This window comes from Pseudomonas sp. D4-21, from assembly GCF_051132125.1.
Lineage (GTDB): Bacteria > Pseudomonadota > Gammaproteobacteria > Pseudomonadales > Pseudomonadaceae > Aquipseudomonas.
The window spans coordinates 276,776-301,583 of sequence record NZ_CP071664.1; the positions used below are offsets into that span (position 1 = coordinate 276,776).

A 24,808-nucleotide genomic window follows, 5' to 3' on the forward strand; every position below is an offset into this window, starting at 1 on the left:
GCCCTCCGTCTCCCGGCGGTTTGGGCGGGAGCCTGCCATGACCTTGCACGAAACCTTTGGCCAGCCATTGCTGACCTTTCCCGACTCGGAAAAAAGCCCGCTGAGCATCCGCGCCAAGGCGCTGGTTTTCGTCGACCCACGTTCGCGGCAGTTACGCCAGGAGCTGGAGCGATTGGCACCGCGCTCGGTCTCGGTGTTGATCCGCGGCGAAACCGGCACCGGCAAGGAGCTGTTGGCCAGGCACATCCATCGCGAAAGCAATCGGGGCGGGTTGTTTGTCTCAGTCAATTGCGGCGCCATCAGCCCTACTTACGCCGATGCCGAGTTGTTTGGCTACGCCGCTGGCAGCCATAGCGGTTCAGCCAGCAGCCGGGCGGGGTGGTTCGGCTCGGCCAACGGCGGCACGCTTTACCTGGACGAGATTGGCGACTTGCCGTTGCCGATCCAGATCAAATTGCTGGCGGCCCTGGAGAACCATGAGGTCACGCGCGTTGGCGCTCACCAGCCCAGTCCGGTGGACGTACGCCTGGTCGCGGCCACCAGTATCGATCTGGCGCAAGCGGTGTCGGCTGGAAAATTCCATGATCGGCTCTACCACTACCTTTGCGAGGGTCAGCTTGAGCTGCCGGCCTTGCGCGAAAGAGTGGGCGACATCCTGTCCCTGGCCGAATACTTCTTGGGCATCTACAGCCAGCGGCTTGGTTTGACGGTGCCGCTGATCAGTGAAGCGGCGCAGCATGCCCTTGAGGGGCACAGCTGGCCGGGTAATACCCGTGAGTTGGAAAACGTCATTCACTTTGCATTGCTGGTGAGCACGGGGGACGAGATTTTGCCGGAGCATTTGAACCTGCCGTCCCGGCCAACGGCCCTGGGACTGATCGACCGCCAGGCGGCGCAGGTTATCGCCCAGGGCTCGGAAACCGAACGCCTGGCCCTCAAAGCGTTGCTCGTTCAATTGAGCCAAACGCTCTAGACCGGACCCGTTCAACGGCGGCGAAGGTGCTCGCTCCCTCGTCACAAAAATCTGCGGTTTTCCTTTATGAGTAAAATGAATATGAACTTGAATAAAAGATATTGTTAAGGCATAAAAATTATCGGTATCTTGCGCATCACGCCAGCGATAGCACTTCGCTGGCACTTTACTTATGGCCGTCGTCCATGACGCCTGTGATTTTCGATAAGGACACCGCATGAAAAAGGTTCTGTTGTTCACCGCATTGGCGGCAGCCCTCACCTCGGGCCTGGTCCAGGCCGCAGAGAAGCTGGTCGTCGCAGCCACCCCGGTACCCCACGCCGAAATCCTTGAGCTGATCAAGCCAGCCCTCGCCAAAGAAGGCGTGGACCTGGTGATCAAGGTTTTTACCGACTACGTTCAACCCAACGTACAGGTTGACCAAAAGCGCCTGGACGCCAACTACTTCCAGACCCTGCCGTACCTCAAGAGCTTCAACGAAGGCAAAGGCACTGATCTGGTAACCGTAATCGGCGTGCACGTCGAACCGTTTGGCGGCTACTCGAAAAAGGTCAAGAGCCTGGCTGAGCTGAAGGACGGCGCAACCATCGCCATCCCTAACGAAGGCAGCAACAGCGGCCGGGCCCTGATCCTGCTGCAGAAGGCTGGCCTGATCAAACTCAAGGATCCGAAAAACGCCTTGGCGACGCCGAAAGACATCGCCGAGAACCCGAAGAACTTCAAGTTCAAGGAATTGGAATCGGCCATGTTGCCGCGCGTGCTGGATCAGGTTGACCTGGACATGATCAACACCAACTACGCCTTGGAAGCAGGCCTGAACCCGGCCAAGGACGCCTTGGTGATCGAAGGTTCGGATTCGCCTTACGTGAACTTCCTGGTCGCCCGTCCGGACAACAAGGACAGCGACGCCATCCAGAAACTGGCCAAGGCCCTGACCAGCCCGGAAGTGAAGGCGTTCATCGAGAAGAAGTACAGCGGCGCGGTACTGCCGGCGTTCTGATTCACGCGATAAAAAGTTTCAAGCGCCGATGGCTGGTACAGCGTCGGCGTTTTTTATGCTCGAAAGATTGCTTGGGGTCAGGGACAGGATTACCTGTGGCGAGGGAGCTTGCTCCCGCTCGGCTGCGCAGCAGTCGCAAAACCCGCTAATGCGATCTGCATGAAGGACGGCTGGGGGCCTGCTACGCCGGCCAGCGGGAGCAAGCTCCCTCGCCACAAGATCAAAGGCGAAAATCAGGCCACCCTGGTCTTCAACGCCCGGCGCAACGCCACCAATAATTTGACTATTTCCTGCGGTTCCAGTCGCTGCGGCACTTTCACGTCAGCCATTTTTTTTCTTCCTTGTAATGGTGAGGGGATGTCGAAAGGATCCTCCCTGCGGCGCAAGGAAAATAGTCGTCTTTGTCCTTTCCGGCAAATCCGAAGATAGTTTTTTGTGTGATATTAATATGCTTTAACGGTATTTAAATTCTACTTCTTATACCTATAAAGTCAGTGCCTGCGAGCAGTCATCCGCTGCCCATGGACCGCATCACCGCCGCTTACCCAGTGGCGTCCAGGATCTTCAATGAACTTCGATTACGCTTTTATCCTCAGCACCCTCCCGGCGTTTCTCAAGGCTGTGGGCGTGACGCTGCAGGTCGGTCTTATCGCCATCGTAACGTCGCTGCTGGTGGCGCTGGTCAACGCGACGATCCTGGTGCTGCGCACGCCTTATCTGCAACGCCTGGTGGGGTTGTATGTGGAACTGGCCCGCAACACACCGCTGCTTATCCAGCTCTTCTTCGTCTATTTCGCCTTGCCGGTGCTGGGCACCAAGATCTCGGGGTTTGCGGCGGCGATCATCACCATGACCTTCCTGGGCGGCGCCTACCTCACGGAAGTGCTGCGGGCCGGCGTGGATGCTGTGCCCCAGGCGCAACTGGAGTCCGGTCGCTCCATCGGGCTGTCCCACGGGCAATTGCTGCGCTACGTGATCCTGCCGCAGGCCGGAATCCTCAGCCTGCCGTCACTGTTCGCCAATTTCATTTTCCTGCTGAAGGAGACCACCGTGGTCTCGGCCGTGGCGGTGCCGGAGATTCTCTACACCACCAAAAGCTACATCGCGCTCTACTACAAGACCTACGAAATGCTCGCCGTGCTGACGCTGATCTGCGTGCTGCTGTTTTTGCCGCTGTCGCTGTTGCTCAGCCGTCTGGAAAGGAGGCTCCAGCATGGCCAGTTCGGGTCTTGAGTTGCTGTGGGTGTCGTTGCCGCAACTGGGCGAGGGCGCCGTCCAAACCTTGTCGATTTCCTTTCTGGGAATCGCCTTCAGCACTGTTGGCGGCGTGCTTTATGGCGTGTTGCGGACATTGGGCGTGAAGTGGCTGGACGCCGTCCTGCGGGTCTATCTGGAGCTGTTTCGGGCGATTCCGGTGCTGGTCTGGTTGTACCTGCTGTTTTTCGGTCTGCCGATTCTTTTCGGCCTGAGCATTCCAAGCTTCTGGTGTGCCGTCCTGGTGTTGTCGTCGTGGGGCGCCAGTGAGGTCGGCGAAGTGGTGCGCGGCGCCTTGCATTCGCTGCCGCGGGGCCAACGGGAGGCGGGCTTGTCGATTGGGCTGAACGGGCCGCAACTCTACGGCCATGTGCTGCTGCCACAAGCGCTCAGGCGCATGACGCCGCCGACCATCAACGTCTACACCCGCATCATCAAGACCAGCTCCCTGGCCGTGCTGATCGGCGTGGTGGACGTGATCAAGGTCGGCCAGCAGATCATCGAGCGTACCTACGAATCCGTGCTGATTTACGGCGCGCTGTTCCTGTTTTTCTTTTTCATCTGCTACCCGCTCTCGGCCGCCTCGCGCGTGTTGGAGCGGCGCTGGACGCAAGCATGAGCGCATTGATCGAGTTCAAGGGTTTCAACAAGTTTTTCGGCGAACAGCAGGTGCTCGACGGCATCGACCTGCACGTGAAGACTGGCGAAGTGATCGTCATCCTCGGCCCCAGCGGTTGCGGCAAAAGTACCTTGCTGCGTTGCCTTAACGGCCTGGAAGTGGCCCACGGTGGCAGCCTGGCATTTGCCGGACGCGAGCTGCTGGACAAAGGCACCGATTGGCGCGAAGTGCGGCAACAGATCGGCATGGTGTTCCAGAGCTACCACTTGTTCCCGCACATGAGCGTGCTCGACAACGTGCTGCTCGGCCCGGTCAAGGTGCAAAAACGCGACCGCCGCGAAGCGCGCGCCCAGGCCGAAGCCCTGCTGGCGCGGGTGGGCCTGCTGGACAAGCGCGATGCCTTCCCGCGCCAGCTCTCTGGCGGCCAGCAGCAACGCATCGCCATCGTGCGTTCGCTGTGCATGAACCCCAAGGTCATGTTGTTCGATGAAGTCACCGCCGCCCTCGATCCGGAAATGGTCAAGGAGGTGCTGGACGTCATCCAGGGCCTGGCTCGCGAAGGCATGACCCTACTGATCGTCACCCACGAAATGGCGTTCGCCCGTGCCGTGGCTGACCGCATTGTGTTCATGGATGCCGGGCGCATCCTTGAACAAAACCCTCCCGAGATTTTCTTTACGAACCCGCAAACCGCACGAGCGCAGCAGTTCCTGGAGAAGTTCTCCTACGTCGCCGCACTACCCAACACGACTCAAACAAAGGAACTGGAACTGTCATGAAAACTGCCAAGTCTTCTCTGCTGCTATTGCCATTGCTCGCTGTTGCGCTGCTGGCCGGCTGCAATAAAACCGAAGAACCGCCGAAGCCGAACACCGCCAGCCAGAGCAGCGCGCCAGCCGGCTACCTGGAAAAAATCAAGGCGCGGGACAAGCTGATCGTCGGCGTCTTTACGGACAAGCCGCCGTTTGGTTTTGTCGACGAGGCGGGGCGGTATGTAGGCTTCGATACCGACATCGGTCGTCGATTTGCCAAGGACCTGCTTGGCGATGAAAACAAGGTCGAGTTTGTGGCGGTCGAGCCGGCGAGCCGGATTCCGTTCCTGCAAAGTGACAAGGTCGACCTGATCCTGGCGAACATGACCGTGACCCCGGAGCGCAAGGAAGCGGTGGAGTTCACCAATCCGAATCTGAAGGTCGCGGTACAGGCGCTGGTGCCGCAGGCCAGCACGGTGAAAAGCCTTGATGACCTGGCGACCCGCACCACCATTGTCACGACCGGTACGACGGCGGATATCTGGCTGACCAAGAATCACCCGGATTGGAAACTGCTCAAGTTCGAGAAAAATTCCGAGTCCTTGCAAGCATTGGCCAACGGCCGTGGCGATGCCTATGCCCAGGACAATCTGGTGCTGTTCAGTTGGGCCAAGCAGAACCCCGGCTATCGGGTGCTTGAGCAGACACTGGGCGCCGAAGCGCCGATCGCACCGGCGGTGAAGAAGGGCAATGTCGAGCTGCGTGATTGGGTCAATGCCGAGTTGGCGAAGCTGGGGGAAGAGAAATACCTGCTCAAGCTGTACGACCAATATGTGCGCAAGGAACTGAGCGATGACACCAAGCCTGAGAGCGTGATTGTCGAGGGGGGTAAGTGGCAGGGGTGATTCTCTGATTGTTGAGGTGACCTTCCGATAGCCATCGCGAGCAAGCTCGCTCCCACAATGGATTTTCATATGCTCACAGTTCTGTGTTCACTGAAGGTTTACTGTGGGAGCGAGCCTGCTCGCGAAGGCGGTCTATCTGGCGCCGACTAGTCCGGCCAATGCCACGCCGGCTCATCCAGCGCGCGCTGCCCGGCAATCCCGGTCTGCCCAAAATCTTTATCCAGCACGATGCAATTGCAGTCCTCATCCTGTTCCAGCGCGGCAATCAGGCGCGAGGCGTGGGATACGACCCAGACCTGGCAACTGGCCGAAGCGCGGATGATCAAGCGCGCCAGGGCCGGCAACAGGTCGGGGTGCAGGCTGGTTTCCGGTTCGTTGAGCACCATCAGCGACGGCGGTCGCGGTGTGAGCAGCGCGGCCACGAGCAGCAGGTAGCGAAGGGTCCCGTCCGACAGTTCGGCGGCGGTCAGCGGCCGTAGCAGGCCGTGTTGCTGGAACGCAATGGCGAAACGTCCGCCTTGCAGCTTGTCGATGTGCAGATGGGCACCGGGGAACGCATCGCCGATGGCCCCATGCAACGCGTCGACGTCACCGATTTCAAAAATGGTCTGGAGGGCTGCGGCCAAATCGCGCCCATCGTGATGCAACACCGGTGTGCGTGTGCCCAGTTGCGGTTGGCGCACCGGGGCGTCGGCGTCGCTGCGAAAGTGATCATAGAAGCGCCAGCGGCGGATGAATTCACGCATTTGCAGCACTTCCGGCGAAGCATGCAGGCTGCCGACCTGGTCGAACAGGCTATCGAAGGTCGGGGTGTGCTGGGACAGGACATCCCACGAACGGCCTTCGCGGGCACGGACCATCGGCCCGTTGCGGTCCACCAGCAGGCTGGCCGGTCGGAACACGGGGCCGGCCCAGATGCACTCGCGCTTGATTTCCGGGTCCAGTGAAAACGCCGATTGACTGGGCGCTGGCAGGCCGAGCGCGATCGAATAGCTGAAGTCTTCACCGGCGAATCCCAGGCGCAGGCGCTTGGTGCCCTGACGCACGACCGCCTGCACTGGCACTTCGCCGTTGCGCATGCGCCGGCTGATTTCTTCGGGGCCGGCCCAGAAGGTCGAATCCAGCCCGCCTTCACGGGCCAAGGCATTTACCACTCCGCCCTGTGCCGTCTCCGCCAACAGTCGCCAGGCCCTGTACAGATTGGATTTGCCGCTGCCGTTAGGGCCGGTGATCAAGTTCAACCGACCCAACGGGATGACCAGTTTATTGATGGATCGGTAGTTGGCCACCGCCAATGTCTTGAGCATGCATATTTCCTTTGCGTGGTCGCAATCAAGTCTGCCCGATTGCCGTGCATTCGGTGAACCCTGTTCTAAGCTCAGAGTCGTATCGTCACTGGTACGTCGGTACAACGCAAAGGAGTCTGCATGACTGGTCCCGGAATCAAATTGATTGTTGGCTTGGGCGTGTGTGCGTTGTTGACGGGGTGCGGTGATAAGAAACCCGAGGAAAAAGCCTTGCCACGGGTGTTCATACAGCAAGCCACGCCCAGCGAATACGCGGCCTCCGTGACGCTGACCGGCGATGTCCAGGCCCGCGTTCAGGCCGACCTCTCGTTTCGCGTGAGCGGCAAGATCATCGAGCGCAAGGTTGACGTCGGTGACCGGGTCTCGGCCCGGCAAGTGTTGGCCCGGCTCGATCCTCGCGACTTGCAGACCAACGTCGACTCCGCCGAAGCCCAGGTGGCCGCCGAACAGGCGCGGGTCAAGCAGAGCGCCGCCGCCTTCGTGCGCCAGCAAAAGCTCTTGCCCAAAGGCTATACCAGCCAGAGTGAATACGACGCGGCCCAGGCTCAACTGCGCAGTAGCCAGAGCGCGATGACGGCGGCCCAGGCACAACTGGCCAATGCTCGCGAACAGCTGAGCTACACCGCGCTGATCGCCGAGGCGCCTGGCATCATCACGGCACGCCAGGCGGAAGTCGGCCAGGTGGTCCAGGCCACCGAGCCGATCTTCAGCCTGGCCAGGGACGGTGAACGTGACGCAGTGTTCAACATCTATGAATCTCTGCTGCGCGAACCGCCGTCGGACCCGGCTATCACCATTAGTCTGCTGGACAACCCTGCTATCAAGACCACCGGTACGGTGCGTGAGATCACCCCGGCGGTGTCCGCCGAGACCGGCACCGTGCAGGTCAAGGTCACGCTTCATGACTTGCCTGAAGGCATGCGCCTGGGATCCGTGGTCAGCGCCACGGCCAAGTCCGCCGGAAAGACGGCCGTGGAACTGCCCTGGTCGGCACTGACCAAGAACCTCAGCGAGCCCGCCGTGTGGCTGGTGGACGACGAAGGCAAGGCGCAATTGCATACGGTCACGGTCGGTCGTTACTTGACCGGCAAGGTCATCATCAGCGACGGGCTCAAGGGCGGCGAGAAGGTCATCATTGCTGGCGGGCAGCTGCTCCATCCTGGCGTGCGCGTTGAGGTCGCCGAAAACAATTACGCCAAAGCCCCGACAGGAGCCCAGCCATGAAGCGCTTATGGATGGTCTTGGCCGGCCTGCTGCTGGCCGCCTGTTCGAAGGAAGAGGCGCCGCCGGAGCCGGTGCGACCGGTGTTGTCAATCGAAGTCCGGGCTTTGGACCAACAGGCGCTGGGACGTTTCGCGGGGAATATCCAGGCGCGTTACGAGACCAACGTGGGGTTCCGGGTGCCGGGCCGCATTGCCAGCCGCAACGTCGATGTCGGCGCCGAGGTGAAGAAGGGCGACCTGCTCGCGACACTCGATCCCACTGATCAGCAGAACCAATTGCGCGCTGCCCAAGGCGATCTCGCGCGGATCCAGGCGCAGTACATCAATGCCCAGGCCAACGCTCGCCGGCAGCAACAATTATTCGACCGAGGGGTCGGTGCCCAGGCGCAACTGGACATCGCCCAGACGGACCTGAAAACCACCGCGGCGTCCCTGGAGCAGGCCCGGGCCTCGGTGGAGCAAGCCCGCGATCAGCTCAACTACAGCGAGCTGCATACCGACCATGACGCTGTTGTCACGGCCTGGAATGCCGAGGCGGGGCAAGTGGTGACCGCCGGCCAGCAAGTAGTGACCCTGGCCCGGCCCGACGTGAAGGAAGCGGTGATCGACCTGCCTGCCGGGCTGGCCGAGCGCCTGCCCGAGGACGTGGTGTTCGAAGTCGCCGCGCAACTGGACCCGGCGACCCGCACCACGGCCATCGTGCGCGAAATCGAGCCCCAGGCCCAGAGCGCCACCCGCACCCGTCGCGCGCGCCTGACGCTGACCGATACTCCACCGGGATTTCGCCTGGGCACGGCGATCAGCGTGACCCTGAGCTCGGCCATCGAGCCACGCATCGAACTGCCTCTCAGCGCCTTGCAAGAGGTTGATGGCAAGTCGCGAATCTGGCTGATCAACCCGCAGGACCAGACGGTTTCGCCACGGGACGTGCAGGTGCTGGAACGGTCGGACGGCTCGGTGTTGGTGGCCAACGGCATCAAGCCCGGCGACCGCGTGGTCAGCGCTGGCGTGAACAGTCTCCAGCCGGGGCAAAAAGTGAAACTCGACGAGGAAGCACGATGAAAGGGCCTTTCAACTTATCGGAATGGGCCCTGCGGCATCAGTCGCTCGTGTGGTACCTGATGTTCGTCGCGTTGCTGATGGGCGTGTTTTCGTACCTGAATCTGGGCCGCGAAGAGGACCCCTCGTTCACCATCAAGACCATGGTCATCCAGACGCGCTGGCCTGGCGCGACCCAGGAAGAAACCCTCAAGCAGGTCACGGACCGCATCGAGAAAAAACTCGAAGAGCTCGACTCCCTCGATTATGTGAAGAGCTACACCCGACCCGGGGAATCGACGGTATTCGTCTATCTGCGCGATACCACTGGCGCCGAAGAGATTCCCGAGATCTGGTACCAGGTCCGCAAGAAGATCAACGACATTCGCGGCGATTTCCCGGAAGGCCTCCAAGGGCCGGGATTCAATGACGAGTTCGGTGACGTCTATGGCTCGGTGTACGCCTTCACCGGCGACGGCTTGTCGATGCGTCAGTTGCGTGACTACGTGGAGCAAGTACGTGCCGAGATCCGCGAGGTGCCTGGCCTGGGCAAGGTGGAAATGGTCGGCGAGCAGGACGAAGTGCTGTACCTGAATTTCTCCACCCGCAAACTCGCGGCGCTGGGAATCGACCAGCGCCAAGTGGTGCAGAGCCTGCAATCGCAGAACGCGGTGACCCCGGCCGGTGTGATCGACGCCGGGCCAGAGCGGATTTCCGTGCGCACCTCGGGCCAGTTCCAGTCGGAAAAGGACCTGGCCAACGTCAACCTGCGACTCAACGACCGCTTTTATCGACTGGCCGACATCGCCGATATCCGCCGTGGCTACGTCGACCCCGCCACACCGATGTTCCGCTTCAACGGCACGCCGGCCATTGGCTTGGCCATCGCCATGAAGAAGGGCGGCAACATCCAGGAATTCGGCAAGGCCCTGCATGCACGCATGAACGAACTGACCGCCGACCTTCCGGTGGGCGTCGGCGTGCACACGGTGTCGGACCAGGCCGAAGTGGTGGAGGAGGCCGTCGGCGGCTTCACCAGCGCGTTGTTCGAGGCGGTGATCATCGTGCTCGTCGTCAGTTTCATCAGCCTCGGCATCCGGGCGGGGCTGGTGGTGGCCTGCTCGATCCCGCTGGTGTTGGCGATGGTTTTTGTCTTCATGGAATACAGCGGCATCACCATGCAGCGGATCTCCCTCGGCGCGCTGATCATCGCCCTGGGCCTGCTGGTGGACGATGCAATGATCACCGTGGAGATGATGGTCACCCGCTTGGAGAAAGGCGACACCAAGGACCAGGCCGCCACCTTTGCCTATACCTCGACCGCCTTCCCCATGCTCACCGGGACCCTGGTCACCGTGGCCGGTTTCGTGCCCATCGGCCTGAACGCCAGTTCGGCGGGCGAATACACCTTCACCCTGTTCGCCGTGATTGCCGTGGCGATGCTGGTGTCATGGATCGTCGCGGTGCTGTTTGCGCCGGTGATCGGCGTGCACATCCTGAGTACCAACATCAAACCCCACAGCGCCGAGCCGGGGCGCATTGGTCGGGCCTTCAACGGTGGCCTGTTGTGGGCGATGCGCAATCGCTGGTGGGCCATTGGCATCACGGTGTTGCTGTTTGCGTTGGCGGTGTTCTGCATGCGCTTCGTGCAGAACCAGTTCTTCCCGTCCTCGGACCGCCCAGAGATCCTGGTGGACCTCAACCTGCCGCAGAACGCCTCGATGGACGAGACGCGCAAGGCGGTCGATCGCCTGGAAGCGACCCTCAAGGATGACCCGGACATCGCGCGCTGGAGTACTTACATCGGCGAAGGCGCGATTCGTTTCTATCTGCCGCTGGACCAACAGCTTCAAAATCCGTACTACGCGCAACTGGTGATCGTCAGCAAGGGCCTGGAGTCGCGCGCGGCCCTGACCGAACGTCTGCAGAAACGCCTGCGGGAGGATTTCGTCGGCATTGGCAGCTACGTGCAGGCCCTGGAAATGGGCCCGCCGGTGGGCCGTCCGATCCAGTATCGCGTCAGCGGCAAGGACATCGACCAGGTGCGCAAGCACGCCATCGAGCTGGCCACCGAGCTGGACAAGAACTCCCACATCGGCGAAATCATCTACGACTGGAACGAGCCAGGCAAAGTGCTGCGCATCGACATCGCCCAAGACAAGGCGCGGCAACTGGGCTTGTCTTCGGACGATGTCGCCCGGCTGATGAACAGCATCGTCAGCGGCTCGCCGGTGACCCAGGTCAACGACGATATCTACCTGATCGACGTGGTAGGGCGCGCCGAAGACGCCGAGCGCGGCTCGCCGGAAACCCTGCAGAACCTGCAGATCGTTACCCCGAGCGGCACGTCAATTCCATTGCTGGCCTTCGCCACGGTGCGTTACGAGCTGGAGCAGCCGCTGGTATGGCGTCGCGACCGCAAGCCCACCATCACCATCAAGGCCGCCGTGCGCGATGAAATCCAGCCCACGGACCTGGTGCGGCAACTGCAACCGGACATCGACAAATTCGCCGCCAAATTGCCAGTGGGCTACAAGATCGCCACCGGCGGTACGGTGGAAGAAAGCAGCAAGGCCCAAGGGCCAATCGCCAGCGTTGTGCCGCTGATGCTGTTCTTGATGGCGACGTTCCTCATGATCCAGCTGCACAGCGTGCAGAAGCTGTTTCTGGTGGCGAGCGTCGCGCCGTTGGGCCTGATTGGCGTGGTGCTGGCGCTGGTGCCGACGGGCACGCCCATGGGCTTCGTGGCGATCCTCGGCATCCTCGCGCTGATCGGCATCATCATCCGTAACTCGGTGATCCTGGTGACCCAGATCGATGAGTATGAGCGTGACGGCTACGAGCCGTGGGACGCCGTGGTGGAAGCCACCGAGCATCGGCGTCGGCCGATCCTGCTGACAGCTGCCGCGGCGAGCCTGGGGATGATCCCGATTGCCCGGGAAGTGTTCTGGGGGCCGATGGCCTACGCGATGATCGGCGGCATCATCGTCGCCACGCTGCTGACGCTGCTGTTCCTGCCGGCGTTGTACGTGGCTTGGTACAAGATCCGCGAGCCGAAGCGTGATTGAGGCGCGTCCATGTCGGACGCGGATATCTCAGCCGACACAAAGCGAAACTGTGGGAGCGAGCTTGCTCGCGATAGCGGCGTATCAGTCAACATCATGCAAACTGACCCGACGCTTTCGCGAGCAAGCTCGCTCCCACAGGGGCTTTGTTGTCCATGGCGTCTGTGATTAGTGAAGACCCCTGTGGATGCTTACTTGCGCAACAACCGCAACCCATTGAACACCACCAGCAGACTCACCCCCATGTCGGCAAACACCGCCATCCACATGGTGGCTAACCCGGCGAAGGTGACGCCGAGAAAGATCGCCTTGATGACCAGCGCCAGGATGATGTTCTGCTTCAGGATACTGGACGTCTGCCGCGACAGCCGGATGAATGCCGGAATCTTGCGCAGGTCATCGTCCATCAAGGCCACGTCGGCGGTCTCGATGGCCGTGTCGGTGCCGGCCGCCGCCATGGCGAAACCGATTTCCGAGCGGGCAAGCGCCGGGGCGTCGTTGATGCCGTCGCCGACCATGCCGACGCGGTGGCCTTGGGCGTAAAGACTTTCGATGGCGTGTAGCTTGTCCTCTGGCAGCAGGTCGCCTCGGGCCTGATCTATGCCCACCTGCCTAGCGATCGCTTCGGCGGTGTGGGCATTGTCGCCGGTCAGCATCACCGTCTTGATACCCAGGTCATGCAGTTGCCGGATGGCTTCGCGGCTGGAATCCTTGACGGTGTCCGCGACGGCAAACAGCGCCAAGGGTTTTGTGCTGTCGAGCAGCAGCACCACGGACTTGCCTTGTTTTTCCAGGGCGAAGAGCTTCTCTTCAAGCTCAGGGGAGCAGTGGCCAAGGTCTTCCACCAGGCGATGATTGCCCAGGTGATAGGTCTGGCCACCAATGTCGCCGCGGACGCCGCGGCCAGGGAGCGCCGCAAAGTTATCCACAGTCTGCTGCGGCTGGTTTTTATCCACAGCCGCCTCGGCAATCGCCTGGGATACCGGATGGTCTGAGCGCGCCGCGAGGCTGGCGGCCAGGGCCGGGACCGCCGTCTCCAGAGCCGGGTCCAGCAGCACGTAATCGGTCTGTACCGGTTTGCCATGGGTAATCGTGCCGGTCTTGTCCAAAGCCAGATAATCGAGTTTGTGGCCACCCTCAAGGTAAACGCCGCCCTTGACCAATATGCCTTTGCGCGCCGCAGCCGCCAGGCCGCTGACGATGGTCACCGGGGTGGAAATCACCAGCGCACAAGGACAGGCCACCACCAGCAGGACCAGTGCGCGGTAGATCCAGTCGAACCAGCTCGCGTCCATGAACAGCGGTGGGATGACCGCCATGGCCAGGGCCAGGGCAAACACCGCCGGGGTGTAGATTTTCGAGAATTGATCAACGAAACGCTGGGTCGGCGCCCGGGAACCCTGGGCTTGCTCCACGGCGTGAATGATCCGCGCCAGGGTGGACTGGTCGGCGACGGCGGTCACGGTGTATTCCAGCTCGCCGGCCTGGTTGATCGTGCCGGCGAACACTTTGTCGCCCACGGTTTTTTCCACCGGCAGGCTTTCACCGGTAATGGGTGCCTGATCGATGGTCGAGCGTCCAGCGACCACGTCACCGTCCAGCCCAACCCGCTCGCCAGGACGAACCCGCACCCTTGCGCCGAGGGCGATGGTTTTTACGTCCTCTACCTGCCACGTGCCGTCGGCCTGTTGCACCGTGGCTTGCTCCGGCGCCATTTGCATCAGGCCGCTGATGGCGTTTCGCGCCCGGTCGAGGGATTTCGCCTCGATCAGCTCGGCCACGGTAAACAGGAACATCACCATCGCCGCTTCCGGCCATTGGCCGATGAGCACGGCGCCGGTCACGGCAATGCTCATCAAGGCGTTGATGTTCAAGTTGAGGTTTTTCAGGGCAATCCAGCCCTTCTTGTAGGTGCCGAGGCCGCCGCTGAGAATCGACACCAGCGCGACCAGGGCAACCACCCAATCAGGCGCGGCACTGGTGAAATGGATCACCTCGGCAGCCAGTGCCGTGACGCCGGACAACGCCAGCGGCCACCAGGGCTTCGCTGGGGCAGGCAGGTTGGCGGTGGGTCTTTCCTGGCCATCGGACAACAGCTCCGCCTGCATTCCAAGGGACTCGATAGCCTTGACGATCGGGGCGTCGCTGGGCAGGTCATGGGTCACGCCCAATACCCGGTTGATCAGGTTGAATTCCAGCTGTTGCACGCCTTCGAGCTTGCCGAGTTTGTTCTGGATCAGCGTTTGCTCGGTGGGGCAATCCATGGCTTGGATGCGAAAGCTGCTCAGCCGCGCACCGTCCGTCGGTGTTTTGCCGAGGTTGACCACCGACGGTGCTGCTTTAGCAGCACAGCAGGAATGCCCGTGGCCGTGGCCGTGGTCGGGGTTATGAAGGTGAAGGGAATCGCTCATCGGGGACGTCCATGAAAAGTGCCTGTTGCGCAGTAAAGACCCTGTAGCCACTATAGGGTCAAGCACCTATTTCGGAGGCTGCATCATGAAAATCGGAGAACTGGCGAAAATCACCGACTGCCAGGTGGAAACCATCCGCTACTACGAACGTGAGGGCCTGTTGCCGGAGCCGGCCCGCAGCGACGGTAATTACCGCGTCTACACCCAGGCCCATGCCGAGCGGCTGACGTTCATCCGCAACTGCCGCACCTTGGACATGACCCTGGAAGAAATCCGCAGCCTCCTGGCCCTGCGCGACAGCCCCCAGGACCAGTGCGAAAGCGTCAATGCACTGATCGACGAGCACATCCATCACGTCAAGGCCCGCATCGATGGCCTGATGGCGTTGCAGGCACAACTGATCGACCTGCGCCATCGCTGTGGCGAAGGGCCGGATCTGGACCAATGTGGGATTTTGCAGCGGCTGGAAGTGAGCGGGGCGGTAGCGCCAGATGTGGAGCATTCCCATGTAGGCAGGAGCCATGGGCATTGAGCGGCAAGGAAAACCAATGTGGGAGCGAGCCTGCTCGCGATAGCGGTGGATCAGTCACATAAGTATTGAATGTGAGGACGCTATCGCGAGCAAGCTCGCTCCCACAGGAGAGGCGAGGTGGCTTAGACCGCCATCGGCGCGGTCATCGGCGCATGGTGCTGGTAGCCTTCCAGGGAAAAATCGCTCGGCTCCACCTGTTCCAGCCACTCCGGCTGGTACACGCCGGTCTTGGCAAACTCCGGCACGCGCTCGGAAATCACCAGCTTGGGCATCGGGAACGGCTCCCGGGTGAGCTGTTCGTTGAGCATGTCCAAGTGGTTTTCATAGACGTGGGCATCGCCGATGAAATAGGTGAACCAGCGCGGCGTGTAGCCGGTCAGGCGACCGATCAGGCTCAGCAGCGCGGCGCCCTCGGTGAGGTTGAATGGCGTGCCCAGGCCCAGGTCGTTGGAGCGGATGTAGAGGGTCAGGGAGATTTCCTTCGTCTCGACATTCGGGTGGAACTGGTAGAGCAAATGGCACGGCGGCAATGCCATTTCATCGAGCTGGGCGCAGTTCCAGCCGTGGAACAGGATGCGCCGGCTGCCTGGGTCCTTGATGATGGTGTCGACGCACTGGCGAACCTGGTCGATGGCTTTGTACAGCACCACGTAGGCCTGGCCGTTTTCTTCGCCCTCGGCGATCTGGCGGTAACCCTGGACGAGCGTCTGCTCGATGGCCGCCGGGTTGCTCAGGGGGATCTGTTTGTACGCCGGCCATTTGCGCCATTGCACGCCGTAGATCTCGCCCAGGTCGTCTTCGCCCTGGCGGAATGGGTTGGCCAGCCATTGGGCATTTTCGTTGGCGTTCTGGTCCCAGACCTTGCAGCCCAGGGCGCGGAACTCGGCGGCGTTATTCACGCCACGGAGGAAACCGCACATCTCGCCGATGGCCGACTTGAAGGCCATCTTGCGGGTGGTGATGGCGGGAAAGCCTTCCTTCAGGTCATAGCGCAGCATGGCGCCGGGGAAGCTGATGGTGTTCACGCCGGTGCGGTTGGCTTGCTTGGTGCCGTTCTTGATGACGTGGGCCACCAGATCGAGATATTGCTTCATGGATTACCTGTGTCCTTGAACCCGAGGCCGTGCCCCGGGGTTCGAATTTTTAAACCTTGGCCACTGCAGCCGGCGCGCGACGATAGGCCAGCCAGATCAGCGCCAGACCGCCAATGATCATCGGCAGGCACAGCACCTGGCCCATGGTCAGCCAGTTCCACGCCAGATAGCCGAGCTGGGCGTCCGGGACGCGGACGAACTCGACGATGAAGCGAAAGATGCCATAGAACAGCGCGAACATGCCCGACACCGCCATGGTCGGTCGCGGCTTGCGCGAAAACAGCCAGAGAATCAGGAAGAGTGCCACGCCTTCGAGGGCGAATTGATAGAGCTGCGACGGGTGGCGCGGCAACTGCGACGGGTCACTGAACGGTGGGAAGATCATCGCCCACGGTACGTCGGTCGGCTTGCCCCACAGCTCGGCATTGATGAAGTTGCCGATGCGCCCGGCCCCCAGACCGATCGGCACCATCGGCGCGACGAAGTCCATCAGCTCGAAAAACGATTTGTTGTTGCGCTTGCCAAACCACAGCGCCGCCAGCATCACGCCGATGAACCCACCGTGGAATGACATGCCGCCCTTCCAGACTTCGAATATCAACGTCGGGTTGGCAAGATAGGCGCTCAGGTCGTAGAACAGGACGTAGCCCAGGCGTCCGCCGACGATCACCCCCATGGACAACCAGAACACCAGGTCGGAGAGCTTTTCCTTGTTCCAGGTCGGGTCGAAGCGGTTGAGCCGCCGCGACGCCAGCAGCCAGGCGCCACCGATACCGATCAGGTACATCAGGCCGTACCAGTGGATTTTCAGTGGACCGATGGCCAGGGCCACCGGATCGATCTGCGGGTAAGGCAGCATGGGCATTCCTCATGAACGTCAAAAATTCCCGGGCGACGCTGCCACCTCGGGATTAAGCCAGGATTGTGTCAGAGCAGGAAACTCAAGCCCACGCTGAACAGCAAGGCGGCGAACAGCCGCTTGAGCAAGCGCGGCGACAAACGGTGGGCCAACCTCGCGCCGACGCGAGCGAAGACCATGCTCGTCAGGGCGATGCCCAGCAGCGCCGGCAAATACACAAAACCGAGACTATGGGGTGGCAACAGTGGATCCTGCCACCCCAGAATCATGAAACTTAACGCACTGACCAGGGCGATGGGCAATCCACAGGCCGAAGAAGTCGCCACCGCTTGTTGCATCGGTACGCTGCGCCAGGTCAGGAACGGTACGGTCAGCGAACCGCCACCGATGCCAAAAATCGCCGAGGCCCAGCCGACCACCGTGCCGGCCAGGGACAAGCCAACCTTGCCCGGTACCGTGCGGCTGGCCTTTGGCTTGAAATCCAAGGCCAGTTGCGCGGCGACGAGCATGGCGAACACACCAATGATTTTTTGCAGGTGCGGACCGGAAATCGCTTCGGCGGTGATCGCGCCGAAACCGGCACCGATCAGGATCCCGACGGTCATCCAGGTAAAGATCTGCCAGCGTACGGCCCCTTTTCGATGATGCTCGCGCACGGCATTCACCGAAGTGAAGATGATCGACGCCAGGGAAGTGCCCACGGCCAGGTGCGTCAATACCTGGGGATCGAACCCCTGCAGGGTAAAACTGAACACCAACACCGGGACGATGATCATGCCGCCCCCCACGCCGAACAGCCCGGCCAGCACCCCGGCACAGGCGCCGAGCAGCAGATAGAGCACAAATTCCACCAGCGTTGCCTCGACCATCGCAAATAAGAGCGGCATGGTAACGGATCGAGGGCATCCGGCTCCACTGAAGGCGATGGATGCGTCAGTGATGTATGGGTAGAGTGGTGGGGATGCGACGAATAGCCTTTGTGGCGAGGGAGCTTGCTCCCGCTGGTGGGCGACGCCCACCCAACGAGGTTTTTAGGGCTACTTCGTAGCCCAGCGGGAGCAAGCTCCCTCGCCACAAAAGCGGTGTTGTTCAGCTTCATTCTTAACAGGACAACCTGATGTGCCTGATCGTATTTGCCTGGCGCCCTGGCCACGCCCAGCCGCTGATCGTCGCGGCCAACCGCGACGAGTTCTACGCGCGACCGACCTTGCCCCTGGCCCAGTGGCCCGACGCGCCCCATGTCCATGCCGGTCGTGACCTGGAGGCTGGCGGCACGTGGCTTGGCGTAGGTGCCGGCGCTCGCTTCGCGGCCCTGACCAACATCCGCGACCCCGGTCAGCTACCAGCATTCAAGTCTCGCGGCGAGCTGGTGGCGCGGTTCCTGATCGGGGATCTGTCGATCGCTGATTATCTAAGCGACGTGGTGCCGCGTGCCGGCGAGTACGGCGGCTTCAACCTGCTGCTTGGCGACGGCACGCAGCTGTGGCACTACAACGCACGCGATGCCCGACCTCAGCAGTTGGCTGAAGGGGTCTATGGCTTGTCGAACGCTGGGCTGAACACGCCTTGGCCCAAGTTGCTCAAGGCCCGGGCTGCGTTGAGTGAGGTATTGCATGACCCGCACCCCCAGGCCTTGCTGGCGCTGTTGAGCGATCCGCAACCGACCCCAGTGGCCGAGTTGCCGGACACTGGTGTGGGGCTGGCGACGGAAATGCTGCTGTCGAGTGTCTTTATCGCCAGCCCGGCCTACGGGACGCGGGCGAGCACGGCGCTGATCGTCCATGCCGATGGAACGCGGCAGATGGTCGAGCGCAGTTTCGGGCCCCATGGGGGGCATTTGGGGGAGGTGGAGCTAATCGTTTGAATGCAGCAAGGAACCCGTGGCGAGGGAGCTTGCTCCCGCTGGTGGGCGTAGCCCGCCCAATAAAAGCGGGGGCTACTTCGTAGCCCAGCGGGAGCAAGCTCCCTCGCCTACGGTATTCGTGCCTAGAGGGTCTTGCTCGAAGCCGGATTGATCATCCGCGCCAACCCAAGGTTCTTCAGCGCCAACTGCAAGGAGCTGTGGATCACCTGCGGATTGTCGATGGTCATCAGCTCCGCCAGCAGTTCCTGGGCCTTGCTGAGGTTGATCTGGCGCAGCATCCACTTCACTTTCGGCAGGTTGGTGGCGTTCATCGACAGGCTGTCGAAGCCCATCGCCATCAGCAGCACCGCCGCCGCCGGGTCGCCGGCCATTTCGCCGCAGATGCTCACCGGCTTGCCTTCTGCATGGGCATCACGGACCACTGTCTGCAGGGCCTGCAGCACCGCCGGGTGCAGGTAGTCGTACAGGTCGGCCACCCGAGGGTTGTTGCGGTCCACGGCCAGCAAATACTGGGTCAGGTCGTTGGAGCCTACCGACAGGAAGTCCACCTGCCGCGCCAGTTCCTTGGTCTGGTACACCGCCGCCGGAATTTCGATCATTACCCCGACGGGTGGCATCGGCACGTCGGTGCCTTCATCGCGCACTTCGCCCCAGGCCCGGTGAATCAGGTGCAGCGCTTCTTCCAGCTCATGGGTGCCGGAAATCATCGGCAACAGGATGCGCAGGTTGTTCAGGCCTTCGCTGGCCTTGAGCATCGCGCGCGCCTGGACCAGGAAGATTTCCGGGTGGTCGAGCGTCACGCGAATGCCGCGCCAGCCGAGGAAGGGGTTGTCTTCCTTGATCGGGAAATAGGACAGGGATTTGTCGCCGCCAATGTCCAGGCTGCGCATGGTCACCGGCTGCGGATGGAACGCCGACAGTTGCTCGCGGTAGATCGCCAGCTGTTCCTTTTCGCTGGGGAAGCGCTGGTTGATCATGAACGGCACTTCGGTGCGATACAGGCCCACGCCCTCGGCGCCACGTTTCTGCGCCCGGGCGACATCGGCCAGCAGGCCGGTATTGACCCACAGCGGCATGCGGTGGCCGTCGAGCGTCACGCACGGCAGGTCCTTCAGCGCATCGAGTCCCAGGGACAGTTGCTTTTCTTCTTCCACCACGTCGGCGAACTGCTTGCGCAGCACGTCGCTGGGGTTGGTGTAGACCTCGCCGTGGTAGCCGTCGACGATCATCTGGATGCCGTCGACTTTGGAGTACGGCAGGTCCACCACGCCCATGACCGTCGGGATGCCCATCGCCCGGGCCAGGATCGCCACGTGGGAGTTGCCCGAACCGAGCACCGAGACCAGGCCCGCCAGCTTGCCCTCCGGCACTTCGCCGAGCATCGCCGGGGTCAACTCCTCGCTCACCAGGATGGTGTTGTCGGGATAGACCAGGGTCTGCTGGCGCTCTTGCTGCAAATAAGCCAGCAACCGCCGACCGAGGTCCTTGACGTCGGAGGCGCGCTCGCGCAGGTAGGCGTCGTCCATCAACTCGAAACGATTGACGTGGTCGGTCACCACCTGGCGCAACGCGCCCTGGGCCCATTGGCCGGTCTTGATGACCGTGGTGACTTCGCTGCCCAGGGACGCATCGTCAAGCATCATCAGGTAAACGTCGAACAGCGCGCGCTCTTCGGGGCGCAACTGCGTCGCCAGCTTGGCCGAAAGGGCACGCATGTCGGCCCGCACGCCTTCGATGGCGGTCTTGAACAAACCGAGCTCGGCGTCGATGTCGGCGATGGCCTTGTCAGGCACCACATCGAGGTCGGCGGGCGGCAACATGACCACTGCGGTGCCCACCGCCGCGCCCGGGGAACCTGGCACGCCGACGAACTTGGCTTCCTGGATGCCCTTGCCCTGGCGGCCAAGGCCGCTGATCGAACCGGTGGCCTCGGCATGGGCGATAACCCCGGCCAGTTGCGCGCTCATGGTGACGAGGAAGGCTTCTTCACCCTCATCGAACTGGCGGCGCTCTTTCTGCTGGATGACCAACACGCCGACGACGCGGCGGTGGTGAATGATCGGTGCGCCGAGGAAAGACGCATAGCGCTCTTCACCCGTTTCCGCGAAGTAGCGGTAGCGCGGGTGGTCCGCGGCGTTTTCAAGGTTCAGGGGTTCTTCCCGCGTGCCGACCAGGCCGACCAAGCCTTCATTGGGCGCCATGCTGACCTTGCCGATGGAGCGCTTGTTCAAGCCCTCGGTGGCCATGAGCACAAAACGGTTGGTCTCGGGGTCAAGCAGGTAGACCGAGCAGACTTGGCTGCCCATGGCCTCTTTGACGCGCAATACAATAATGCCCAACGCCGCCTTGAGATCCTTGGCGGCGTTAACTTCCTGGACGATCTTGCGCAGCGTATTGAGCATGGCTCGGGGTCGAACTCCGTCGTCAGTCGCGCGTCAGCAGGCGCGGGGCAAGCTCTTTGAGAGCGCGTCGATACACCTCGCGCTTGAATGTCACCACCTGGCCCAACGGATACCAATAACTGACCCAGCGCCAGCCATCGAACTCCGGTTTACCGGTCAAATCCATCCGCACCCGCTGCTCATTGGAGATCAGGCGCAGGAGAAACCATTTCTGCTTCTGGCCGATGCACAGTGGTTGGCTGTGCGTCCTGACCAGGCGTTGCGGCAAACGATAGCGCAACCAGCCTCGGGTGCAGGCGAGTATTTCGACATCTTCGCGCTCCAGCCCGACTTCTTCATTCAACTCACGGTACAAAGCTTCTTCCGGCGTCTCCTGGGGGTTGATCCCACCCTGGGGAAACTGCCAGGCGTCTTGATTGATACGGCGTGCCCATAGCACCTGCCCAGCATCATTCGTAAGAATGATCCCCACATTGGGACGGAAACCATCGGGATCGATCACGGCAACAACCTCGCAAACGCATGTCGCCGCATTGTTCCACAAAGGTTGTGAAAGCAGCAACGAGACTGCCGAGCTTATGTGCACTCTTGTGAAAAGTACGTATTCTGGGCGCCTTTCTTCAGATATTTCAGCGAGTAACTGCAATGCGGCTGGCTTTATTCGACTTGGACAACACGCTGCTGGGCGGTGACAGCGATCACGCCTGGGGCGATTACCTGTGCGAACGCGGCTTCCTCGATGCCGTGAGCTACAAGGCACGCAACGATGAGTTCTACCAGGACTACCTGGCGGGTAAGCTCGACAACGCCGCGTACCTGAATTTTTGCCTGGAAATCCTGGGTCGTACCGAGATGGAAGTGCTGGCACAGTGGCACCTCGATTACATGCGCGACTGCATCGAACCTATCGTATTGCCCCAAGCGATCGCGCTGTTGAAGAAACACCGTGACGCCGGCGACAAACTGGTGATCATCACCGCCACCAATCGCTTCGTCACCGCGCCGATCGCCGAGCGACTCGGAGTAGAAACCCTGATCGCCACCGAATGCGAGATGATCGATGGCCGTTACAGTGGCCGCAGCACCGACATTCCCTGCTTTCGCGAGGGCAAGGTGACCCGGTTGAACCGTTGGCTGGAAGAGACTGGGTATTGCCTCGACGATAGCTACTTTTATAGCGATTCGATGAACGACCTGCCGCTGCTGGAAGCGGTGACGCATCCGGTGGCGGTCGACCCGGACCCGAACCTTCGGGCCGAGGCCCAGAAGCGTGGTTGGCCGGTCATCAGTCTGCGCGACTGATCTCACTGCCGCCCGCCGGGCAAACACCTGCGGGCCGCTTACGCGGGCTTGGCTACCATCAGGTAGAAAATCGCCATGAATGCCAGGAACGCCGGCCAGCCCAGCGCAAACCACCAGCGCATGTAGGTGGCGGCCTTGATTGGCATGGGTGTGCCGTCCCGCAAGGCTTGCTCGGCCATCTTGTGTACGCGGATCTGCAACCAGACCACCGGCAGCCAGCAGGCGCCCGCCAGGCAATAAAGGCCGATGCTCCACACCAACCAGCTCTGTTGCAATTGCCAGCCGGCGATGTGCATCAGGGCCAGTCCGCTCAGTGGCTGAAATACGGCGGTGGTGGCGGTGAATGCCCAATCGGCGAAAACCAGATGCTTGAAGGTGACGGCGATGACTTCAACCTTGCCGCTGCGCCAGGCGCGGAGCGCGTAGTAGGCAGACCCGGCGCCCAGGCCGAACAGGATGGTGGAAGACAGGATGTGCAGGGTTTTCAACAGCAAGTAGATGCTCATCGGCGGGGCTCAGTCCAAAGCAACCATAACGTCGCGACCACCAATACCAGATTCTTGGCGACAGCCGCAAAAGGGTCGAACCAATAGTGCGGCAGGATAAAGCTGATGCACAGCGTATAGCCGAGCATCAGACCCAACTGCAGCCGCAATGCCTGTTGGCGCCAGCGTTTGAACAGCATGCCCACGCCCAGCGCGCCATCAAGCAGCGCGCCGCTGACGACCGCAAGCTTGGCCCAGGCGCCGTACACGCCGGCTTCGGCCATGATGCGCAGGCCCCAGTCGAAGCCTGGGCCGAGGCATACCACGGCGGTTCCCAACCAGATGAGTGCGAGCACCGCCAGCATCAACGGGCGGATCGCCCGAAGGCTGCTCTGGGCGACGGCGGGCCACCCCTGCAAGCGGGTCTGTACGGGGGCGGCGTGATATCCGCAGATTGATGCGAGCACCTCGGGGTCGGCCAGGTTGTCCCGTTGTGCCAGGGCCACGCTTTGCCGGTTCAACGCTCGCCAGCCAAACCGGTCCCCCATCCGGCTGCCCACTTCGGTCAACAGCGCAGGCGCCTTGATGTAGCGTGCCGGCGCCCAGCCCTGCGCGGCTCGCAAATGATCGATGAGCCGGGCCAGCGTCATCGGCTCGGGTCCCACCAGCGGCACCACCACCGACTCGGTTGGCCATTGCCGCAGCAGGGCGAGCACCGCGCCCGTCAGGTCATCGATATGCACGGGTTGGATGCGCGCCGTCAGATCCAGCAAGGGAATCAGTGGCCACGGTGAAAGGCCCTCCAACCAGCCACTGCTCGCGCCGCCTGGCCCCACCACCAACGAAGGCCGCAGCACAACCGATGGGATGTGGAGGCTGGACAGATATTCGTCAGCCCGTCCCTTGCTTGCCAGGAACGGCACGTCGGATTGAGCACTCGCGCCCAGTGCGGAAATCTGCAAGATGCGAACGCCACGGCGTGCGGCCTGCTCGAACAACGCGCACGCGCCACGATCCTGGACCAGACTCAGCGCCTGGGCATCCACGCTGAGCAAGCCGGCCGCGTTGATCAGCAAATCAACGTCCGTAGGGAGGACGAAATGTGCCGGGTCGGCCGACAATACGCCGAGATCCAGCTGCCGCCATTCAACCCCAGGCGAACTCGGCGGCCCGGGTTCACGACGGGTCGCGATGATCGAGTGGCCGGCGCCGTGCAGCGCCCTCAGCAGGTGGCGTCCAATAAAGCCGCTGCCTCCCACCAGTAGGATTTTCATGACGTTCCTTGTCGGTTAGATCGGTTTGGCACCCATCAATGCGGCGATGGACAGGAAGCCGACGCCACCGATGATCGCCAATGCCAGGGTAAACCTGCCGCCGCCACCGTTGCCCATGCGCAGGCGGTTGAGCCGTGCCAGCAGCCAGAAAACGCAAAGCGCCGCCACGGTGTAGATCACGCTGGAACCCAGCAGCCAGGTTTGCCCCAGCGGCCAGCCCACCAGATGAACCAGCCACCAGCCGGTAAACGGCATGCTCAGCATGCACACCAGCAACGTGCCCCATGCCAGCAGCCAAGGGCGCCGCAGCGTGCAGCTTGGTGCCTCGCTGCGTTTGCGCCAGGCCACAACGGCTAGGCTTGCAGCGCAAGCCACAAGCAAGACCGTGGCCGCGACGTGCAGGATTTTCAAGGTCAGCAGAGTTTCCATGGGGTTTCCTTAGGCTGGTG

The 24,808-nt window shown here is 61.8% G+C and carries 22 protein-coding genes; 12 read left to right on the forward strand and 10 right to left on the reverse strand.

Annotation, left to right across the window (positions count from 1 at the left end; translation table 11 throughout):
* Positions 1–37: 37 nt before the first annotated feature.
* The 6 genes from J3Q04_RS01240 (at position 38) to J3Q04_RS01265 (ending at position 5,503) form a co-directional block, all read left to right on the forward strand.
* Positions 38–973: a sigma 54-interacting transcriptional regulator gene (locus tag J3Q04_RS01240; RefSeq protein WP_434608422.1), complete on the forward strand. Its 936-nt coding sequence runs from the start codon at positions 38–40 to the stop codon at positions 971–973.
* Between the two features lie 217 nt (positions 974–1,190).
* Positions 1,191–1,973, forward strand: a complete 783-nt coding sequence (locus J3Q04_RS01245; protein ID WP_434608420.1) for a MetQ/NlpA family ABC transporter substrate-binding protein — start codon at positions 1,191–1,193, stop codon at positions 1,971–1,973.
* 567 nt (positions 1,974–2,540) lie between these two features.
* Entirely contained in the window at positions 2,541–3,206 is a 666-nt protein-coding gene (locus J3Q04_RS01250; RefSeq protein WP_434608418.1) for an amino acid ABC transporter permease, read from the forward strand.
* The gene (locus J3Q04_RS01255; protein WP_434608416.1) at positions 3,187–3,846 is read left to right on the forward strand and encodes an amino acid ABC transporter permease; all 660 of its coding nucleotides are present in this window, start codon (positions 3,187–3,189) and stop codon (positions 3,844–3,846) included. The genes J3Q04_RS01250 and J3Q04_RS01255 overlap by 20 nt, the downstream gene beginning before the upstream one ends.
* The gene (locus J3Q04_RS01260) at positions 3,843–4,625 is read left to right on the forward strand and encodes an amino acid ABC transporter ATP-binding protein (protein ID WP_420766477.1); all 783 of its coding nucleotides are present in this window, start codon (positions 3,843–3,845) and stop codon (positions 4,623–4,625) included. Before J3Q04_RS01255 ends, J3Q04_RS01260 begins: the two co-directional genes overlap by 4 nt.
* Positions 4,622–5,503: a transporter substrate-binding domain-containing protein gene (locus J3Q04_RS01265; protein ID WP_420766476.1), complete on the forward strand. Its 882-nt coding sequence runs from the start codon at positions 4,622–4,624 to the stop codon at positions 5,501–5,503. The genes J3Q04_RS01260 and J3Q04_RS01265 overlap by 4 nt, the downstream gene beginning before the upstream one ends.
* 146 nt (positions 5,504–5,649) lie before the next feature.
* Here J3Q04_RS01265 and J3Q04_RS01270 read toward each other — a convergent pair whose 3' ends face one another.
* Positions 5,650–6,810: an AAA family ATPase gene (locus tag J3Q04_RS01270; protein WP_434608413.1), complete on the reverse strand. Its 1,161-nt coding sequence runs from the start codon at positions 6,808–6,810 to the stop codon at positions 5,650–5,652.
* A gap of 120 nt (positions 6,811–6,930) precedes the next feature.
* Between J3Q04_RS01270 and J3Q04_RS01275 the strand changes: the two genes are divergently transcribed.
* The 3 genes from J3Q04_RS01275 to J3Q04_RS01285 are packed head-to-tail and all read left to right on the forward strand — an operon-like array spanning position 6,931 to position 12,139.
* Positions 6,931–8,034 carry an efflux RND transporter periplasmic adaptor subunit gene (locus J3Q04_RS01275; RefSeq protein ID WP_434608411.1) on the forward strand — a complete coding sequence of 368 codons (1,104 nt, stop codon included), beginning with the start codon at positions 6,931–6,933 and terminating at the stop codon, positions 8,032–8,034.
* A complete protein-coding gene (locus J3Q04_RS01280; RefSeq protein WP_434608409.1) occupies positions 8,031–9,095 on the forward strand; it encodes an efflux RND transporter periplasmic adaptor subunit in 1,065 nt (354 codons plus the stop codon). The genes J3Q04_RS01275 and J3Q04_RS01280 overlap by 4 nt, the downstream gene beginning before the upstream one ends.
* On the forward strand, positions 9,092–12,139 hold the full coding sequence (locus J3Q04_RS01285; RefSeq protein ID WP_434608407.1) for an efflux RND transporter permease subunit: 3,048 nt from the start codon (positions 9,092–9,094) through the stop codon (positions 12,137–12,139). Before J3Q04_RS01280 ends, J3Q04_RS01285 begins: the two co-directional genes overlap by 4 nt.
* Before the next feature lie 188 nt (positions 12,140–12,327).
* Here the strand turns inward: J3Q04_RS01285 and J3Q04_RS01290 are convergent, their stop codons facing one another.
* Positions 12,328–14,547, reverse strand: coding sequence for a heavy metal translocating P-type ATPase (locus tag J3Q04_RS01290; RefSeq protein ID WP_434608405.1), 2,220 nt, complete (start codon positions 14,545–14,547; stop codon positions 12,328–12,330).
* 85 nt (positions 14,548–14,632) lie between these two features.
* On the opposite strand from J3Q04_RS01290, the gene cadR reads away from it, so the two are divergent.
* Positions 14,633–15,079, forward strand: a complete 447-nt coding sequence (gene cadR, locus J3Q04_RS01295; RefSeq protein WP_420766470.1) for a Cd(II)/Pb(II)-responsive transcriptional regulator — start codon at positions 14,633–14,635, stop codon at positions 15,077–15,079.
* 122 nt (positions 15,080–15,201) lie between these two features.
* Here the strand turns inward: cadR and J3Q04_RS01300 are convergent, their stop codons facing one another.
* The 3 genes from J3Q04_RS01300 to J3Q04_RS01310 all read right to left on the reverse strand — a co-directional run bounded on the left by J3Q04_RS01300 (position 15,202) and on the right by J3Q04_RS01310 (position 17,883).
* Entirely contained in the window at positions 15,202–16,173 is a 972-nt protein-coding gene (locus tag J3Q04_RS01300; RefSeq protein WP_420766469.1) for a thymidylate synthase, read from the reverse strand.
* Positions 16,174–16,222: 49 nt separating this feature from the next.
* Positions 16,223–17,032, reverse strand: coding sequence for a prolipoprotein diacylglyceryl transferase (gene lgt / locus J3Q04_RS01305; RefSeq protein ID WP_420766468.1), 810 nt, complete (start codon positions 17,030–17,032; stop codon positions 16,223–16,225).
* A gap of 68 nt (positions 17,033–17,100) precedes the next feature.
* Positions 17,101–17,883: a sulfite exporter TauE/SafE family protein gene (locus J3Q04_RS01310; protein ID WP_420766509.1), complete on the reverse strand. Its 783-nt coding sequence runs from the start codon at positions 17,881–17,883 to the stop codon at positions 17,101–17,103.
* A 266-nt stretch (positions 17,884–18,149) separates the two neighbouring features.
* Between J3Q04_RS01310 and J3Q04_RS01315 the strand changes: the two genes are divergently transcribed.
* Complete coding sequence (locus tag J3Q04_RS01315) at positions 18,150–18,896, forward strand: NRDE family protein (protein WP_434608402.1); 747 nt, start codon at positions 18,150–18,152, stop codon at positions 18,894–18,896.
* A gap of 122 nt (positions 18,897–19,018) precedes the next feature.
* Here the strand turns inward: J3Q04_RS01315 and ptsP are convergent, their stop codons facing one another.
* On the reverse strand, positions 19,019–21,298 hold the full coding sequence (gene ptsP / locus J3Q04_RS01320; RefSeq protein ID WP_420766466.1) for a phosphoenolpyruvate--protein phosphotransferase: 2,280 nt from the start codon (positions 21,296–21,298) through the stop codon (positions 19,019–19,021).
* 22 nt (positions 21,299–21,320) lie between these two features.
* A complete protein-coding gene (locus J3Q04_RS01325) occupies positions 21,321–21,800 on the reverse strand; it encodes an RNA pyrophosphohydrolase (protein WP_003186867.1) in 480 nt (159 codons plus the stop codon).
* 143 nt (positions 21,801–21,943) lie between these two features.
* On the opposite strand from J3Q04_RS01325, the gene J3Q04_RS01330 reads away from it, so the two are divergent.
* Positions 21,944–22,600, forward strand: coding sequence for an HAD family hydrolase (locus J3Q04_RS01330; RefSeq protein WP_420766465.1), 657 nt, complete (start codon positions 21,944–21,946; stop codon positions 22,598–22,600).
* Between the two features lie 38 nt (positions 22,601–22,638).
* On the opposite strand, the gene J3Q04_RS01335 is transcribed toward J3Q04_RS01330, so the two are convergent.
* Genes J3Q04_RS01335 through J3Q04_RS01345 form a run of 3 tightly spaced genes read right to left on the reverse strand, consistent with a single transcriptional unit; the run spans position 22,639 to position 24,788 of the window.
* Positions 22,639–23,106 carry a DUF2269 family protein gene (locus J3Q04_RS01335; RefSeq protein WP_420766464.1) on the reverse strand — a complete coding sequence of 156 codons (468 nt, stop codon included), beginning with the start codon at positions 23,104–23,106 and terminating at the stop codon, positions 22,639–22,641.
* Entirely contained in the window at positions 23,103–24,359 is a 1,257-nt protein-coding gene (locus J3Q04_RS01340; protein WP_434608399.1) for an SDR family oxidoreductase, read from the reverse strand. Before J3Q04_RS01340 ends, J3Q04_RS01335 begins: the two co-directional genes overlap by 4 nt.
* A 15-nt stretch (positions 24,360–24,374) precedes the next feature.
* Positions 24,375–24,788: a DUF2269 family protein gene (locus J3Q04_RS01345; RefSeq protein WP_434608397.1), complete on the reverse strand. Its 414-nt coding sequence runs from the start codon at positions 24,786–24,788 to the stop codon at positions 24,375–24,377.
* Between the last annotated feature and the right edge of the window lie 20 nt (positions 24,789–24,808).